A 17705-nucleotide genomic window follows, 5' to 3' on the forward strand; every position below is an offset into this window, starting at 1 on the left:
GAAATAATACCATGTTTTCACACTATTATTCCACTGTTTTGACTTACTGGTAGAGCTCTGGTTTCAATAGTCCGATATATGGCAGGTTCCTGTATTTTTCATCAAAATCCAGACCATAACCGACGACGAATCCATCAGATATTTCCGTTCCTACGTATTTCACATCAACTTCAAGCTTCCTGTTGATCGGCTTGTCCAGCAGTGTCACTATTTCCAATGACGCTGCATTCCTGTATTCGATCAGGTCCATGATGGAATTCAGTGTCGTGCCTGTTTCTATGATGTCCTCGACCACGATGACATGGCGCCCGTCGACAGAAGTGGACAGATCCTTGAGGATTTTGACCTCACCGGAGGATTTCGTTCCCACATAGCTTGAAACATCCATGAAATCTATTTCCAGATGTGTATCTATGTACTTGATCAGATCTCCCATGAACATGATGGATCCTTTGAGCAGACCGACCAGTATCGGCGTCTTGCCTTCGTAGTCTTCAGTAATACGTCTGCCGAGCCTTTCTGCTATGTTTTGAATTTCCTCTTCAGATAATACAACTTCGCTTATATCATTTCTCAGGCTCATCCGTAAACTCCTTTTCAATAAGTAATCGACTGTTCATTTCCTTGCTACCCATTATATTATAAATTTCACCCAGTGCAATGATTTGGCGGTCCGGATCCAGGATGACCGGCATTTTTTCCCGCTCATCCCTCGGTACTTTACCGTCTATGAAAATACGGGAAAGCTTTTTTGTGCCGATGCCCGGTAACTGCATGCGGTCCCCCGCCTCCTTCGTCCTCACCATGAGCGGATACTGATGCGGCTCCAGCCTCGAGGTGATCCTGTACCCGTTGAAGACATGGCTGCCATCGCCTTCAATCATCATCATACCTGCATTTTCACCCTTACCCTGTTTTCTGATGATATGATCATATGAAATGACAATCCTCACATCTCCAGCTTCAAAGGAGGCATTTGCCGTATCCGATGCGATGACCGACATGATCTCTTCGATATACCGGCGCCTCGGCTCCACACCATCCTCCTTGAGCCAGGCCTGCATGATATAGAGCCTGATGATGTGCTTCTGCGCGTTGAAGTCCTTCCGCGGAAGGTCCGCCCCCCGACCTTCCAGAAAAGCCTCCGCTTTCTCCTGGAGAAGATCATCGATCTCCGCCATATCATCACGCAGACGGAGCAGATGGGCTTCCTGCAGATTGGTGCTTTCCTTAATCGGCGGCATGAGGCGGTGCCGGATGTAGTTCCTCGTGTAATCGGTCCGGCTGTTCGTCTCATCTTCGAAATGGACGACGCCGTGCTTCTGTGCGTATGCTTCGATTTCCTCACGGGATACGCTGATCAGTGGGCGCACGATCCTGTACTCTTCCCTTCCCCGCTCAGCAGGGATGCCCATGGATCCAGGCAGATGACGGCCGGACAGCAGGGAATGGAGAATCGTTTCATACTGGTCATCCAGATGGTGGGCGGTGAGCAGTACATCAGCGCCATACCTTTTCATCATCACATCGAAAAAATGGTAGCGGGCTTGTCTCGCACGCTCCTGGCTGAATGCATCAGAAGGTATGCTCAAAGTTTCAATCTCGCATATATGACCATCCTGCTGCGCCATCTTTTCTATATATGCCGCCTCTTCAACTGAAGCAGCCCGCTGGCCATGATTCACATGGAGGAGGATCAGCCGTCCATAGGCCTGTGCATGTATTGTGCTGAGCAGATGATACAGCACCATGGAATCCACCCCGCCTGATATGGCAAGGGCGACCGTGTCATCCTTTTCCCATGGTCGGAAGAGTTCCATACTCTCACCCTTCTCAAAATAAAATAAGACGATTACTGGAATCGTCTCTATATCTATTTATTTTTTGCCTCTTCCACCGCGGCGTGATTCGGTTTGTCTTTTGATGGTAGACATGCGGTCTTCGCTGTCCTTAAGGAAGCTTGAAAGTTTCTTCTCAAAGTCTTCCGGAGACGGATCCTTGCGCGGTTTCGGCTTAGGTTTTGGTTCTTTCGCTTTTTTGATGGACAGACTGATCTTGCCGTCATCACCAACGGTTAGGACCTTCACTTCAACTTCTTCGCCTACACTAAGGTGCTCATTGATATCCTCTACATACTGATCTGCAACCTCACTGATGTGAACGAGTCCTGTCTTGCCGCCCGGCAATTGGACAAATGCCCCGAAATTCTTTATACCCGTGACTTTCCCTTTTACTATACTGCCCACTTCAACTGACATGTTAATATATTATCCTCCCAATTATCATTTAATCTTCTTCTATCATATCACTAAAAAGAAAAATAATCATTACATTATTGTAATGACTATTCCCCATTTTCATCTTTTTCTGCTTTCTCTTCAGGCGTCTCCAGATCGGAGAGATTGAAGACGATCTCCCCCTCTTCCGACAGGAAGAATTCACTGCGCGCTATACGTGTAATATAGTCCTCATCATTCAATTGCCTAATCTGCTGTTCCAGGTCCTCCGCTTCATTTTTGCGTTCGTCGAGCACGACCTGTGCCTGGACCAGCTCTTCATGGATCAGCTGATTCTGGTTCTTCTGATTAAAGGCTACGATGAGCAGGATTCCCGCCACCACCAGCAGCATGCTGCCGAACAGCAGAGTACGCCTTTTTGCTACACGATTTTCGTCCTGTTTCGTTTTCTTTTCATTTTCACGTTTTCTAGTGTAATTATTGATGACCTTAACAACTTTGCTCACGGCAACACACCCTCAATTTGTCCGTTGTCTATCTTTAAAATACACTATAAACATGCTGTTTGCTAGAGAAAACTGGAATCCTTCTCAATTTTCTGTTCTTTTATTATCCTGTACATCCGGTCGGCGTCTTCCTTCTTCGCATGCGCTTCGAGCTGCACCACTTCGAGTGTGACGATCTTCCTGCCGAATTCTATCTCGACGATGTCCCCGACAGAGAGATCCGTGCCTGCCTTTGCCGCCCTGTCATTGACTTTAACCCGGCCTTCATCACTGATTTCCTTGGCGAGTGTACGCCTTTTGATCACCCTCGACACTTTCAGGAATTTATCAAGTCTCATCCATATCCCTTCTTTCTTTTATAATATCTTCCAGTGGACGCTCATGATGGATCGTCTCCTTCATCCATTCCAGAACGATTTCACCATACGCCTTCTCGTATTTCACCTTTTCCTTCTTGCCTTCTTTCGCCTTCGCCTCAGCCCACACGCGGCTCAGGTCATCAAGTGATTCCACCGATGCTTCCCCGAACACGTGCGGATGGCGTCTGACGACTTTGGCATTCAGGCTGTCCAGCACATCATAGAAGTCGAAATATCCATTCTTTTTGCCGATGGCGCTGTGGAGGGCGACCTGCAGGAGAATATCCCCAAGCTCCTCGACGATTCCCTCATCATCCTGCCGTTCGATCGCCTCTATCACTTCATATGCCTCTTCTATCAGATGGCGTTCAATCGACTCATGTGTCTGGACCTTATCCCACGGGCACCCCTCTTCACTGACAAGTGTATCAAATATTTCCGTCATATGATGAATGTCGCGCTGTGCCATGCTGCTGTCCTCGACACGGGGGATGTAGAGGCAGAGGAGGTTGCTCTGTATATCCAAGTGGTCGATTTCATGAAGCGCCATGCTGTAGACCTGTTCACTTGCGCTGCCCGCAGCCTCCACAATCTTCGCTTCGGTCTCTGCCGGATAATAGTCCAGGAGGGATATCTTCGCTTCGCCGAGACTGTACTGGTCATAGACCTGTGTAACGAGCGTGTGCTTCCGGTAATCCAGCTCACCTGGCTTGAAGCTCGTCCCGTCAAGCACCTGGAATCCTTCATTCACCGGAATCCTGAGGGTGGTGATGACCGGATCGAGGAAGCTCTGGCCGCCGGATATTGCCAGAGCCACTTCCCCCTGCCTCTCCTGTTCGATCAGAAGTTCCGTCGTCGTTTCATAGAAAAGCGGATGGCCCGGTACAGCGTAGAGCACGTCACCCTGCTCGGCTTCTTCCATAAGGGCCGATACTATGGCTTCATAGGTTGCCTCAAACGTCTCATGCTGTTCATAGAGATGGTCGTAATCCACAAGATCCACTCCACGGGCAGCCAGGGCCTGGACTGCCGGATGATCCTTCGTCCGCAGATGTATGCGTCCGGCACTTTCCAGTCGGCGCCAGATGCCGAGGGGCATCTGGTCGAGATCTGAACTTCCAAGGCCGATTATTTCAATGCGTTTCATACTGCTTCCTCCATTCTGCTGTCCTGAACTGCCTTCAATATTTCTACAAGCTGGGAAACATCCCTGCTTCGAATCGTGATGCGCATCTCGCCATCCTGTACGGATATGTTCATGATGCGCCCGAATTCCTGTGTATCCATAAACAGCTTCTCTCCATCAATCTGGCTGGTCGCCTGCTTCGAGACATGCAGATAGAAATTGCGCTTATCCTCTTTGACATGATAGATGCCGAACATCAATGCATATACCTTGATCCGCACAAGCTGCAGGAGGCGTTCCACTTCCACAGGGTAGTCACCGAACCGGTCCAGCAGCTCATCTTCAATGTCCCTTACGACTTCTATGGACTCGGCTTTCCTCAATCGTTTATAGATATCGATCTTGGACTGTTCATGTGAAATGTAGGATGCCGGGATATAGGCATCCAGCGTCACATCAATCGGTATGTTCACCGGCTCCGGTTCAGGCGCCTCGCCCTGCTTCTCCTTGACCGCCGTCTCCAGCATCTCGGAATAGAGTTCATAGCCTACCGAATCGATGAATCCGGACTGGTGCTTGCCGAGCAGGTTGCCGGCACCGCGGATATTCAGGTCGCGCATCGCGATTTTGAAGCCGCTGCCGAGTTCCGTATACTCCTTGATCGCTTCAAGCCTTTTTTCAGCCACTTCAGTCAGCACCTTATCCGGCTGGTGGAAAAGGTAGGCATAGCTGATGCGGTTGCTCCGTCCCACACGGCCGCGCAGCTGATAGAGCTGGCTGAGTCCGAAGCGGTCGGCATCCTCGATGATCAGTGTGTTCGCATTCGGGACATCGACACCCGTTTCGATGATCGTTGTCGTGACGAGTACATCGTACTCGCCGTTGACGAACGCCATCATCGTCTCCTCCACTTCCTTCTCATTCATCTTCGCATGCATGACGCCCACTTCTGCGTCAGGCACCATGGCCTCGACATGTGCCTTTTTCTGATAGATCGTGTCCACACGGTTATGCAGATAGAACACCTGACCGTCACGTGCGAGCTCCCGTTCGATCGCTTCGCGCACGAAATCGGCCTGGTATTCGAGCACATATGTCTGGACCGGGAAACGGTTTTCAGGTGGCGTCTCGATGACGGAGAGGTCCCTTACACCAGAGAGGCTCATGTGCAGTGTCCTTGGAATCGGTGTCGCAGTCAGCGTCAGTACATCCACATTGGTCCGGAGCTGTTTGATCTTCTCCTTATGGCGGACACCGAAGCGCTGCTCCTCATCGACGATGAGCAGGCCGAGATCCTTGAATTCGACATCCTTCCCAAGGATCTTGTGTGTCCCCACTACGATGTCGACGGTCCCCTTCTTAAGGCCTTCCTTCGTCTTCTTCAGCTGACCTGAAGTCCGGAAGCGGCTCATCATATCCACGTTAATTGGGAAATCTTCTATCCGCTCGATCATATTTTCGTAGTGCTGGGCTGCAAGAATCGTCGTCGGCACAAGGAAAGCCACCTGTTTGCCATCCTGCACCGCCTTGAAGGCTGCACGTATTGCGACTTCCGTCTTGCCGTATCCCACATCTCCACAGAGGAGGCGGTCCATCGGACGCAGGGATTCCATATCCTTTTTGATTTCATTGATGGATGCCGACTGGTCGGGCGTCGGCTCATAGGGGAACCGCTCTTCGAAGGACGACTGCATATCCGTATCGTCCGAAAATGAAAAACCTTCGGCCTGGCTTCTTTCCTGATAAAGCTTGATCAGCTCTTCGGCAATTTCATTTACATTTGCCTCAACCTTCGCCTTCGTCTTCTTCCATTCCGTACCGCCGAGCTTATGCATCTTCGGCTGGCCGTCATCACTCGCAATGTATTTCTGCACGAGGTCCATCTGATCGACCGGGATATAGAGCTGATCGGTCCCCTTGTATTGGAGCTTCATATAATCATTGTGGATGCCGCCGACCTCAAGCGTCTCGATTCCGTGGTAGCGTCCCACCCCGTGGTGGACATGCACCACATAGTCACCGACATTCAGTTCCTGATATGACTTGATCTTTTCAGCGTTGGAAATCTTCTTTGCACGCTTCTTCTTGCGGGCTGTCTTGTTGTACAGCTCCTTCGAACCAAGTACAGCCACTTGCATGAATGGCAGTATGAAACCTTTCGATAACGTTCCCTGGGTCAGGACGATGCCCGAATCGACTGGAATCTCTTCGATGTAGCTCGGTATCTTCAAATCTTCCAGCAACTGGCGTGTCTTGTCGATTTCATCCTCGTCACGGAGGACGATGTTGATCATGTAGCCATCATTCAGCATCTTGTTGAGGTTTGAGGCGAGTATGTCGTACTGTCCGTAATAGATTTCAGTCGGACGCACAGAAATCTTGACGATATGCCCCATTTCGACAGGCATGCTTTTTGTGAAGAGGGTGAAGTAGGTGCTGCCCGGCAGGGAAAGCAGGCGTTCATACTGACCTTCCAGGAAGTTCCCGCCCCCCTTGAACATGCGCCCCGCCTCCACCATCGACTCATAGTAGCTGCTGACCGAGTTGAACTCCGACTCATAGGCCGCCGCCATATTCTTCACTTCATCGATGATGACGCGGTGCTCATCACTGATATAGTCGAGTATGGAGATGTCACGATCTGTAAGCAGCCGGCTGTAGTGGACGAGATGATTGAAGGTCTGATCCGGATGCGTGACCGTATCATAGTATTCATCCAGTGTTTCCCTGCCTGTCTGATCGAGCTTTTCGCGCGTCTCCTGATAGAGCGTCTCTATCTTCTTAAGCAGCTGCTCGCGTTCCTCACGTTCAATGATATATTCCGCATACGGCTCCATCGTGATGGAGCTGATGTTTTCGATTGAACGCTGTGTTTCCGCATCGATGGACCTGAGTGAATCGACTTCATCATCAAACAGTTCAAGTCGGACGAGCTGTTCCGGCATGTATATGTCGATGATGTCCCCGCGTACTGCAAATTCACCGAAATGGACAGCCTGGTTCATCCTTCTGTAGCCGAGGCTCACCAGATCCTCGATGAACTGGTCATAATCGAGTATGCTGCCCACCTCGATCGTCCTTTCATAGCTGAGCAGCTTCTCTTTCGGCATCACCGGCTTGAGCAGTGCGTGCACAGGTACGACAAATAGCCCTGGCTCCTTGTGGGCCAGAGCAAACAGGCTGCTCATCCGTGACTTCATAAATTCGGGACTCTGCTTGGCATGATTTTCTATCATGATGTCGCCGACCGGGAAGGTATGGACATTATCCATCATATCCATCAATGGATTCGCCAACTTCTCCATCTGATGATTATTCTGGACGAAGAGGACCACCGGCCGGTCTTCAGCCTGGACCAATTCATACAGCAAGGCAGGCTTGAAGTCGTCGTTGATGCCTGTCACCATCATATTCAATCCATCCTTGTGTCCGGCGACCTCAAGGAAGCGTTCATCGTTCTGGATCCTCTGGGATACTTTGTCATTCATCTACATCACCATTATATTCCGTCATTACTTCTTCGAACGGCTCAGTTAAAAATGCAGCCGATGCTTCGGAGGTACGTGTAATGATCTTTTCTATCAGGGGCTGTTCACTTTTTGGGAACCTGGCAAGCACATAGCCAGGTATCGAGGCGCCGGGTGCCGGGCGGTCGATGCCTATCCTGATACGCTTATACTTTTCGGTCCCCAGATGCTGATTGAGTGATTTGATGCCATTGTGTCCGCCACCGCTGCCTTTCTTTCTGAGACGCAGCCTGCCGACAGGCAGGTCAAGATCATCATACAGCACCAGGATATCCTCCACTGCCACCTTGTAATAGTCGAGGAGCGGACGCACCCCTTCACCACTCAGATTCATGAAGGTCTGGGGTTTGACGAGCATCACCTTCTCACCCTTGTGGTAGCCGACACCGATGAGGCACTTGAATTTCTTGTTCGCCATTTCGATGCCGAGCATATCAGCCATATGGTCCACAGCCATGAAGCCTATATTATGCCTCGTATTATCATACTTCTTCCCTGGATTTCCAAGTCCAATCACGCATTTCATTTCCATCACCTCATACAACGTTAAAAAAGGCGATGGGAAGTCCACCGCCGTAATCAAACATGATATTACTCTTCGTCTTTATTCTCTTCCTCGGAAGATTCTTCAGCATCTTCTGCTGCTTCTTCGGATTCTTCGCCTTCAACCTCTTCGCCTTCTTCGTCTTCTTCAGGCTCTTCCTGCTGAGGTGGAACGACTGTAATGACCGCTTCGTCATCTTCGTTCTCGATTGTGAAGTTGCCTTTTGAGCGAAGATCGGAAACGTAGAGTGTATCTCCGATTTCCATGTCTTCTACATTGACTTCGAGGGATTCAGGGATGTTATCCGGTGTCGCTGTAACGGAAACTTCAAAGATCGGGTGCTCGATTACGCCGCCTTCTTTGACGCCTGCAGCCTCTCCAACGACCTCAATCGCTACATCCACTGTAACTTCAGACTTCATGTTGATTGCTACGAAGTCGATGTGTGTAATCTGGTTCTTGATGGAGTCGAACTGGTATTCAGTCACCATCACCTTAACCGATTTTCCGTTGACATCGAGGTCGATGACACCGTTACGTCCGACTTCACGGATCACTTTGATGAACTCATTCTCATCTACGGCTACAGGAGTGTTCTCCACCTGATAACCGTATAGGATTGCAGGGATTTTCCCTGTCGTACGCAGTTCAGTTACTTCTGAACGCTTTGCCTTGCCTTCTCTATTCGTTGTGGCCAAATTTGCCATGGTATATTTCCACCTTTCATTTACAGACAGTTTTCAATACGTCTTTTAACACATAGCCATGCATAATAATAGCATATTACCCCGGCTTTTGTAAAAAAAACATGTTATTTTTACATTAATTATCAAAGAGGATGCTTACGGACTCTTCCTCATAGACGCGGACGATCGCCTGGGCCATCAGTTCACCGACGGAAAGTTCGGTGATCTTCTCACTTTTCTTATCTTCAGGCAGCTGAATGGAGTTTGTGACGACCAGCTCCTTGATGACCGATTCTTCAATCCTGGAAATCGCCGGACCTGACAGTACAGGGTGTGTACAGCATGCATAGACTTCTTTGGCGCCTTTATCCAGCAGGGCCTGGGCGGCAAGCTTCATTGTACCGCCGGTATCGATGATGTCATCGATGATGATTGCAGTACGCCCTTCGATTTCTCCAACGATGTTCATGACCTCTGCCACATTCGGCTTCGGACGCCTTTTATCGATGATGGCGATCGGCGTCTTCAGACGGTCCGCCATCTTGCGTGCACGGGTCACCCCACCATGGTCTGGAGAGACGACGACGACTTCGTCGAAATCGAGATCCTTGTTCTCCATGAAATAGTCACTCAGGATCGGCACACCCATGAGGTGGTCGATTGGAATGTCGAAGAAGCCCTGGAGCTGCGGTGCGTGGAGGTCCAGGGAGATGACACGGTCGGCGCCTGCAGTCTCGATCAGGTTGGCGACGAGCTTTGCAGTGATCGGTTCACGGGAGCGGCTCTTCCTGTCCTGGCGTGCATACCCATAGTAGGGCATTACAATGTTGATTGTTGCTGCAGAAGCCCTTTTCAGCGCATCGATCATAATGAGCAGTTCCATCAGGTGTTCATTGACAGGCTGGCTTGTGGATTGGACGACAAACACATCACACCCACGAACGCTTTCTTCTATATTGATCTGGACCTCTTCGTCGGAAAAGCGGTTGACCTGGCATTTACCCAAGGGGATTCCGATATGGTCTGCGATTTCTTGTGCGAGCGGTTCATTCGCCTTCAGGGAAAAGAGACGTAGGTTTGAGTTCTTGTACTGATTGCTAGAAGCTAACATGTTCATCCTCCATTAATTATCTTTTTTATAGTATCCATCTTTTGTCGTCTGCCTGTTTCTAGCAATGGCAAGGCTGTCTTCAGGTACCTGATCCGTAATTGTGGAGCCGGCAGCTATGAAGGAGCGGTCTCCGATGCTGACCGGGGCAACAAGGTTTGAATTGCACCCGATGAACGCATCCTGGCCGATCTCCGTCCTGAACTTGTTCTTGCCATCATAGTTCACGGTGATGGTGCCGCAGCCGATATTGGCGCGTGCACCGATTGTAGCATCCCCGATGTAGCTCAGGTGCGATACTTTGGAGCCATCGTCGAGCTGGGATTTCTTCACTTCGACGAAGTTGCCGATCTTCACTTCCTCTCCAAGTTCAGACTGTGGCCTCAGCTGGGCGAATGGCCCGACCTTCGTTCCTCTTCCAACCCTCGATTCAGTGACTACGGACTGCCTTATCTCCACTTCGTCCTCGATGATCGAATCCTTGATTTCGGATCCGGAGGAAATTACAGCATCCTTTCCGATCTTCGTGCTGCCACGGATGATGGCTCCTGGATGGATGACGGTATCTGCGCCTATTTCAACTTCTGCATCGATATACGTCGCCTCAGGATGAATCAGCGTTACACCGTTCTGCATATGTAGTGTATTGATCCGTTTCCTCAGGATGGCTTCTGCATTCGCGAGAGCGACTTTGTCATTGATGCCGAGCGTCTCTTCAAAATCAGGCGTCACATAGGCTTCTATACGCGCGCCCCTGTCACGCATGATGGAGATGACGTCGGGAAGGTAGTATTCATTCTGTGCGTTGTCATTGTCCACTTTATCAAGCGCTTCGAACAGCATGCGGTTGTCGAAGATGAAGGTTCCGGAGCTCACTTCCTTTATCTCCCGTTCAGCATCCGCTGCATCCTTCTCTTCCACAATGCGTTTGACAGACCCGTTTTCCTTCCTGATGATCCGCCCGTAGCCGAATGGCGTTTGGGTGCGGGAAGACAGGATGGTCGCCTTGGATCCGGTCTTGAGGTGATAGTCCATGAATGCCTGCATGGTCGTCTCGCTTATCAGCGGTGTGTCGCCGCACACGACCATAGTGTGGCCGTCCTCATGCTGGAGCTCTTCCTTCCACTGGCGCACCGCATGGGCAGTGCCGAGCTGTTCCTCCTGGATCGTCTTATGGATCTGCTCCCCAAGGTAGTTGCTCACTGTCTCGGAACCATGCCCGAGGACAGCATAGATTTCTGAAATGCCCGCTTGCCTTAAATTGCCAATGACATGCTGAATCATCGGCGTGCCGCATACTTCATGCAGAACTTTGTACTTTTCGGAACGCATCCGTGTCCCTTTTCCAGCCGCCAAGATAATTGCTCTCGTTTGCATAGTGTCCCTCCATTTTATAACTATCCTAATTATATTTTAGTGGTGCACGAGTTTCAAGGTATAAGAGAATATAATCACATACCTATCCCCATAAAAAAACCCGCAAAGCATACGCTTCACGGTTGAGTGCTACTTGTCATCTCCGATTTCAAGGTCGCCCTGCTTCGGTGCGTCCCTGTGATGCGCCTCGTCTTGTGCAGCGGCATCCTGAGATGGATCTTCAATCGTCTCTGCCGTCTCGGGTGCAGCATCATCCGAAGATGTCTGCTGCTCTTCCGGTTCCTGAGGTTCAGGATCCTCCGTTTCGTCATAGACCCGCATGACCTCTTCCTGCACATGCTGGCGCATGTCGGAATGGATCGGGTGGGCGATATCACGGAATTCTCCGTCAGGCGTCCTCTTGCTTGGCATGGCGACGAATAGTCCGTTATTACCTTCAATGACCCGGAGGTCATGGATTACGAATGCATCTTCAAAAGTAATGGATACGAGCGCTTTCATTCTGGTGTCTTGGTTGTTAACTTTTCGCAGTCTTACATCTGTTATCTTCATCGTTTGTTCCCCCAATAATAGTTATTGTTGGATCGAATGTGTACTGCTTGAGCCACCCAGATTATTCGTTCGCTTCAGATGCAATAACCTCTATCTCTACTTTCACATCTTTGGGCAAACGACTGACCTCTACACATGATCTTGCTGGTAGTTTACCCGTAAAGTAGCTGCCATAAACTTCATTGATGAGGGGGAAGTCGTTCATGTCGCTGATGAAAATCATCGTCTTGACCACATCGCCATACCCAAGGCCTGCCGCCTCAAGCACATGTCCGACATTCGTCATCACCTGCTTCGTCTGTTCCTGGACATCCTGTGAAACGATCTCCCCTTCAAGGTTCAGTGGGATCTGACCTGAAGAATAGAACATCTGTCCGACTTTCATACCATGGCTGTATGGGCCGAGTGCTTCTGGTGCTTTTGATGAATTGATGGGTTGCATTATAAAACTCCTTTGACTATGGATTGGTCTTTCCGTTTCTTTCTTCAATATACTCCAAACAGTTGCCTTCTTCTACCAGGAAGGACTGGTTGAACTCATCGATTTCCGATACCTTAAGCAGCGAAGTATAGTCGGTGAAGCGTCTGTTCTCCACCTGCTTCGCTTCTACAAGCACACTCACGCCGACCACTTCCGCAGAGAATTCCTCCATCAGATTGATGACCCCGGTGATCGAGCCGCCTGCACGGAGGAAGTCATCCACCACCAGCACTTTGGAGCCTTCCTTCAATGTCCGTTTCGAAAGGACCATCGTTTCAATCTTCCGTGTGGATCCTGATACATAGTTGACGGAAACCGTGGACCCTTCCGTCACCTTATTGTCCTTCCTGATGACTGCCACAGGCACATTCAGTTTTCTGGCAACCGCATTCGCGAGTGATATCCCCTTTGTTGCCACCGTGACGACGGCATCGATCGTCTCATCGCCATACATTGTTGCAATCAGTTCACCGATGTCGCTCATCAGATGGGGGTTGCCCATGATGTCGGACATGTACAGGTACCCCCCCGGGAGCAGCCGGTCCTTCATTTTCAACACTTCCATGAAACGGCTGACGACTTCCCGGGCACGGTCATCACTGATCCTGGGCTGGAATGTCACACCGCCGCCCGCACCAGCCGTCGTCTGCACTGTGCCGATACCTTCATTTTCAAAGACATCTTTAAGTATTCTGATATCCTCGCTGATGGAAGATTTTGCCTGTGTGAACTTATCGACGAAATAAGTGAGCGGAATCAGCTGGTTCGGATGCGTGGTGAGATGCTGAGTCATGAAGACCAGACGTTCACTACGTTTAAATTTCATAAGATAACTCCTAATACCGTATTTAATATAGTGATATTACCATAAAAGTTCGGCTTTCAGCAATCATCCAAGCAATCTTACTTTATAAACTTCGTTGCAGCATCCCTTCATTGCATTGTAGAGATGCGTTGCCTGCCTCTCCTTGTGTGCGAACCCGAAGACTGTCGGGCCGCTTCCACTCATCATGGCACCATCCGCACCATTGCTGAGCATCGTATCGATCAGCTTTCTGACATCCGGGTACTTCTTCATCGTCACTTCCTGCAGATCATTCTTCAGTCTCTGCACCATCAGGGCATAGTCTCTGCTCCTTATCGCTTCGACCATCTCCGGGGAAGCCGGTTCATTTTTTCCCGGCTCGAGCGCCTGGTAGATCGTCCTTGTGGAGACGTTCACTTTGGGCTTTGCCAGTACCACCCAGGCATTCGGGGGTTTGGGCAGGTGCTCTATCTGTTCCCCTCTCCCTGTTGCCAGCGCCGTGCCCCCATACACACAAAAAGGGATGTCCGACCCAAGTTTTCCCGAAAGCTCGGCGAGTGTATCGATATCGAGTTCCAGATTGTAGAGGGCGTTGATGCCCCTGAATGCTGCAGCAGCATCAGCAGATCCACCGGCGAGCCCCGCGGCAATCGGTATGTTCTTTTCGATTGAAATGGTCACGCCGCTCGTGATGCCATATGTATCCATCATGAGTTCCGCTGCCTGATAGGCCAGGTTCCGGCGATCTGATGGCACATACTGGTGTTCGGTCTCAATGACTATCTTTCCATCTGCTCTTTTCTCAAAAGAGAGCTGATCGTTCAGATCGACGGTCGTCATGACCATATTCACTTCATGATATCCATCGTCCCTTTTGTATAGTGTATCCAGAGTAAGGTTGATCTTGGCTGGTGCAGTTTCAAAATGCATGCTTTCACTTCCATTATACGGTCATTTTTGTATCAGTTTATCATAAATCCACCGGCTACAATATGACTTTGGAAGATCTATTTGACTTCATCGCTCATACGCTTTCTGAAAGACCAGGTGACATAGAGGAAGCTTACAAGTGTCCAGGCCAACAGAATGAGCAATGGCACCGTTGTTTCTTCCCCATGCAGGGAAATATTTTGATACAGTGGAAGGTAGTCGGTCAGCCGTCTGATGAAATGATCCGAATCCGGTACAATCGTCTCGATCATTGGTGTGAAACCGAATATGAACATTATCGGCAGCAGATAGACTGAGGTTGTAGCCACACTATCAACGGTCAGCCCGACGGCTATGCCGACGTTGAGGAAAAATAGTGCCAGCAGTATCAGACCTCCAATCGAAGCAATCGACCATTCAAATGCCACATCCATGATAAGGAAGGATATTATAAGCGAGACGGCAGTCATCAGAACAACGACGAGGCTCTTGCCGGCCAATATATCCAGCATTGATGCTGGTGACTGCATCAGCCCTCTCAATGTATTCTTTTCATTTTCCTCAGCCATCATGGTCATGATGCCGCTGCATAATATCGCCGAAAACGCGACACCGACAATAAGATATGCAAGCATTGCAGGCAGAGCCTCTTCTCCCCCTCCCATCCTCGAGTACATGAATGCCAGAATAATAGGGAGCAGTATCGTCGTGAAAAGCATTGCGTTTCTCGTGAACTCTTTCAGATCCTTTTCAAATATTGCCATGATTCTTCCTGTGTTCATATTAGACAAGCTCCTTTCCGGTTACTTTTTTGAATACTTCGCCCAATGTTGGATAGTCGCTTTCTATATTAACGGCTTCCGGATCGAATAGGGCCGTTTCCAGTTGTGATCTATTTTCTATGGTTCTCTGTATATGTCTGGTCGTTCCATTTCTATACGTTATATGAATCTCATTGGTCTTGTAGGCCTGCCTGAGCGACTCCGGAGAGCCCATATCGGTGATTGTTCCATTGTTCAGAAACGCAACCGTATCGCAAAGTGCTGTCGCCTCGTCCATATTATGCGTCGTCAGCATGATTGTTGTGCCTTGTGCCTTGATTTTAAGGAGCATGTCATGAATGCTCTCCGTCGTGGCAGGGTCAAGGGCACTCGTCGGTTCATCAAGGAAGAGCACTTCCGGTTCATGAAGGACCGCCTTGCACAGCAGTATGCGCTGCTTCATACCTTTGGACAGGTCTTTGACCCTCTTATTGATATGTTTTTCCAAACCTACATCTTTCAGTACCTGATCCACTTTCACCTGATCTGTATTGTATAGCTTTCTGAAGAGCGCCAAGTTGTCCTTTACAGTAAGACGTTCATACAATGCACTGTTGTCGGAAAGTATGCCCAACGACTTTACATATTGTGTACTGTTGAATGATTCATGTGACTGGTCCAGCACTTCAACCCGACCCTCCGAGGGTTCAAGTTCGCCTGTCAGTATTTTGATGGTAGTCGTCTTTCCTGACCCACTCGGTCCCAACAGGCCGAACACTTCACCTTTCGCGATTTCAATCGTCATACCTTTCAACGCTTCTTCATTGCCAAAATTTTTCTTCACATTTTCCAGGATAATTACTTTATCCATGATTCAATCTCCACCTTTCGATGATTCCATTATAGGAACTCCATAAACCTGCAGCGATGGATTCCCTTTGAGATGTTGAATAATCGGGATAGATTGTGGAAGGAGAAAGATGGAGGGTGAACAAATCCGGCTGAAATGTACCCATTTCAGCCGGATTGTACTAGTGGTGCATCAATAACTCCTGGATTTCATTATATTTTGTCCTGGACAAGGGAATCTTGGTCTTTTCCGGATTATCCATAACCACCGAATATGTATTTTTTGACCAGGAAATAATCTCTTTCACCTTTTCCAAGTTGACGATGTATGAACGATGGCATCTGTAGAAGCCGTAGCTTCTCAAATCTTCGTCTATCTGGGCAAGTGTACCATCCATCACGAACTTTTCCCGGGAAATATTTATCAGAACCTTCCCTTCACTGCTTTCTATATATTCTATATCTTCAAGATCTATAAAAATCGTCTTATCCTGGTATTTTGCCTTCAGCCTCTTGAGCTTAACATTTGGCTCCTCCGAAGTATCATCTGTTGCGACTGGTTTAAGCCCCTGGTCATTGAGTTTATATATATATCTGGTGACAGTACAAATGCTTCTTCTGTGCTCTGAGTAATGATCACCATGGCTTTGCCCGTCCGTTTCATCTGTTGGAGCGCTTTATGGAATAGATGGATATTATCGACCGTGGCACTATGCAGAGGATCTACCGCAAGTATATTTTTCTGTGAAGACATCATTGCATGGATATAACCCATCCTCTGGATAACTTCTTCAGTACATTTGGAAAGGTGTGTCTTCTTCCAAGGTTCGAGTTTGTATTGTCTGATGATATTTTCAACCTTCAGTTCACTGCCGTGCCACTTTGCAATGAATCTGAGCTGTTCGCGTACTGTCAGACGATTATAGGATGGCATTGAGCTCTCGAGTAAGAAGGTAGACTGTGAACTTTTCACCATATCGGCGATTCTATTGATATACCCCACCGGCACCTGTATAACGGCTGCTTCCCCTGGTTCAAATGCTATTGCCTGCCCGTTCTCCTTACCAATCACTTCGGAAACTCTAATCTCATCCATTCCGCTCACCTCAAAATCCGATTGTATGTATAATATATTATAGTTGTGTTCTTCTGCTTTCCACAAATATAGTTTCCGTTTAAGCCAAAAAGGTTGAAATCTGACTCGTTTAATGTAATATATAAAAAGTAAGTTACTTTTTATAACTAGAATATATATCTTGATGGAGGTATCATTTATGGTCAAAATTGGAATCATTACAGGCAGCACGCGTCCAGCCCGGGTCAATCTGCAGGTTGCAGAATGGGTTAAGGATTTCGCAGAAAAGATGGATCTCGATGCACAATTCGAAATCGTCGACATAAAAGAGTATGATTTCCCAATGTTCAATGAAGATGTACCCCCTGCCATGGCGAACAAGGAATATTCCCAGGATACGGTGAATGCATGGTCACAGAAGATTGATGAACTCGACGGTTTCATCTTCATCACTCCTGAATACAATAAGAGTATCACTTCTTCCCTGAAGAACGCCATCGACTATATCGGACCTGAGTGGGGAAATAAGGCAGCGGGCATCGTCGGCTACGGTTCCACTCTTGCAGTCGCAGCAACATTATCCCTGCGCCAGATCCTCGGCAACCTGAACATCGCAACAGTCACACCATTCGGTGCATTCAGCCTGTTCACTGATTTTGAGAACATGACGACTTTCAAACCGGCGGAGATCCACAATGCAACGATGGAAAATGTCATCACCACAACAGTCAACTGGTCCAAGGGACTCAAGACAATCAGATAGCAGAAAAGGACAAGCCAAA

At 48.8% G+C, this 17705-nt stretch carries 20 protein-coding genes; 1 reads left to right on the forward strand and 19 read right to left on the reverse strand.

From position 1 onward, the window contains the following. Positions 1–43: 43 nt before the first annotated feature. The 19 genes from hpt to EDC33_RS12805 form a co-directional block, all read right to left on the reverse strand. A complete protein-coding gene (gene hpt / locus EDC33_RS09005) occupies positions 44–577 on the reverse strand; it encodes a hypoxanthine phosphoribosyltransferase (RefSeq protein ID WP_094906415.1) in 534 nt (177 codons plus the stop codon). Continuing rightward, the gene (gene tilS, locus EDC33_RS09010) at positions 567–1820 is read right to left on the reverse strand and encodes a tRNA lysidine(34) synthetase TilS (protein ID WP_124010913.1); all 1254 of its coding nucleotides are present in this window, start codon (positions 1818–1820) and stop codon (positions 567–569) included. The genes hpt and tilS overlap by 11 nt, the downstream gene beginning before the upstream one ends. Positions 1821–1877: 57 nt before the next feature. After that, on the reverse strand, positions 1878–2258 hold the full coding sequence (locus tag EDC33_RS09015) for a S1 domain-containing RNA-binding protein (RefSeq protein ID WP_040106322.1): 381 nt from the start codon (positions 2256–2258) through the stop codon (positions 1878–1880). Between the two features lie 86 nt (positions 2259–2344). After that, positions 2345–2743, reverse strand: a complete 399-nt coding sequence (locus tag EDC33_RS09020; protein ID WP_124010914.1) for an FtsB family cell division protein — start codon at positions 2741–2743, stop codon at positions 2345–2347. A gap of 62 nt (positions 2744–2805) precedes the next feature. Continuing rightward, complete coding sequence (locus EDC33_RS09025; RefSeq protein WP_040106324.1) at positions 2806–3081, reverse strand: RNA-binding S4 domain-containing protein; 276 nt, start codon at positions 3079–3081, stop codon at positions 2806–2808. Continuing rightward, a complete protein-coding gene (locus EDC33_RS09030; RefSeq protein ID WP_124010915.1) occupies positions 3071–4249 on the reverse strand; it encodes a MazG nucleotide pyrophosphohydrolase domain-containing protein in 1179 nt (392 codons plus the stop codon). The genes EDC33_RS09025 and EDC33_RS09030 overlap by 11 nt, the downstream gene beginning before the upstream one ends. Beyond that, complete coding sequence (gene mfd, locus EDC33_RS09035; protein ID WP_124010916.1) at positions 4246–7716, reverse strand: transcription-repair coupling factor; 3471 nt, start codon at positions 7714–7716, stop codon at positions 4246–4248. Before mfd ends, EDC33_RS09030 begins: the two co-directional genes overlap by 4 nt. Beyond that, on the reverse strand, positions 7709–8281 hold the full coding sequence (gene pth, locus EDC33_RS09040) for an aminoacyl-tRNA hydrolase (RefSeq protein ID WP_040106327.1): 573 nt from the start codon (positions 8279–8281) through the stop codon (positions 7709–7711). The genes mfd and pth overlap by 8 nt, the downstream gene beginning before the upstream one ends. Before the next feature lie 65 nt (positions 8282–8346). Further along, positions 8347–9006, reverse strand: a complete 660-nt coding sequence (locus EDC33_RS09045; protein WP_124010917.1) for a 50S ribosomal protein L25/general stress protein Ctc — start codon at positions 9004–9006, stop codon at positions 8347–8349. Between the two features lie 115 nt (positions 9007–9121). Further along, positions 9122–10096 carry a ribose-phosphate diphosphokinase gene (locus EDC33_RS09050; RefSeq protein WP_094906083.1) on the reverse strand — a complete coding sequence of 325 codons (975 nt, stop codon included), beginning with the start codon at positions 10094–10096 and terminating at the stop codon, positions 9122–9124. Between the two features lie 12 nt (positions 10097–10108). Further along, positions 10109–11470 (reverse strand): bifunctional UDP-N-acetylglucosamine diphosphorylase/glucosamine-1-phosphate N-acetyltransferase GlmU, encoded by a 1362-nt coding sequence (gene glmU, locus EDC33_RS09055; protein WP_124010918.1) that lies wholly within the window; start codon positions 11468–11470, stop codon positions 10109–10111. 129 nt (positions 11471–11599) lie between these two features. Then, positions 11600–12022, reverse strand: coding sequence for a septation regulator SpoVG (gene spoVG / locus EDC33_RS12795; RefSeq protein WP_094906081.1), 423 nt, complete (start codon positions 12020–12022; stop codon positions 11600–11602). Between the two features lie 61 nt (positions 12023–12083). After that, positions 12084–12464 (reverse strand): RidA family protein, encoded by a 381-nt coding sequence (locus EDC33_RS09065; RefSeq protein ID WP_094906080.1) that lies wholly within the window; start codon positions 12462–12464, stop codon positions 12084–12086. A gap of 16 nt (positions 12465–12480) precedes the next feature. Next, the gene (purR, locus tag EDC33_RS09070; protein ID WP_040106333.1) at positions 12481–13329 is read right to left on the reverse strand and encodes a pur operon repressor; all 849 of its coding nucleotides are present in this window, start codon (positions 13327–13329) and stop codon (positions 12481–12483) included. 63 nt (positions 13330–13392) lie between these two features. After that, positions 13393–14238 carry a 4-(cytidine 5'-diphospho)-2-C-methyl-D-erythritol kinase gene (gene ispE, locus EDC33_RS09075; protein ID WP_124010919.1) on the reverse strand — a complete coding sequence of 282 codons (846 nt, stop codon included), beginning with the start codon at positions 14236–14238 and terminating at the stop codon, positions 13393–13395. Between the two features lie 77 nt (positions 14239–14315). Next, entirely contained in the window at positions 14316–15020 is a 705-nt protein-coding gene (locus EDC33_RS09080) for an ABC transporter permease (protein ID WP_124010920.1), read from the reverse strand. A gap of 1 nt (position 15021) precedes the next feature. Continuing rightward, complete coding sequence (locus tag EDC33_RS09085; protein ID WP_124010921.1) at positions 15022–15870, reverse strand: ABC transporter ATP-binding protein; 849 nt, start codon at positions 15868–15870, stop codon at positions 15022–15024. Between the two features lie 160 nt (positions 15871–16030). After that, positions 16031–16459 (reverse strand): LytTR family DNA-binding domain-containing protein, encoded by a 429-nt coding sequence (locus tag EDC33_RS12915; RefSeq protein ID WP_346255836.1) that lies wholly within the window; start codon positions 16457–16459, stop codon positions 16031–16033. Continuing rightward, the gene (locus EDC33_RS12805) at positions 16354–16944 is read right to left on the reverse strand and encodes a P-loop NTPase family protein (protein WP_229716687.1); all 591 of its coding nucleotides are present in this window, start codon (positions 16942–16944) and stop codon (positions 16354–16356) included. Before EDC33_RS12805 ends, EDC33_RS12915 begins: the two co-directional genes overlap by 106 nt. Positions 16945–17122: 178 nt before the next feature. Between EDC33_RS12805 and EDC33_RS09095 the strand changes: the two genes are divergently transcribed. Continuing rightward, positions 17123–17686 (forward strand): NADPH-dependent FMN reductase, encoded by a 564-nt coding sequence (locus EDC33_RS09095; RefSeq protein WP_094906077.1) that lies wholly within the window; start codon positions 17123–17125, stop codon positions 17684–17686. Positions 17687–17705 lie beyond the last annotated feature (19 nt).

Origin of the sequence: Salinicoccus roseus (assembly GCF_003814515.1) — a bacterium.
Lineage (GTDB): Bacteria > Bacillota > Bacilli > Staphylococcales > Salinicoccaceae > Salinicoccus > Salinicoccus roseus.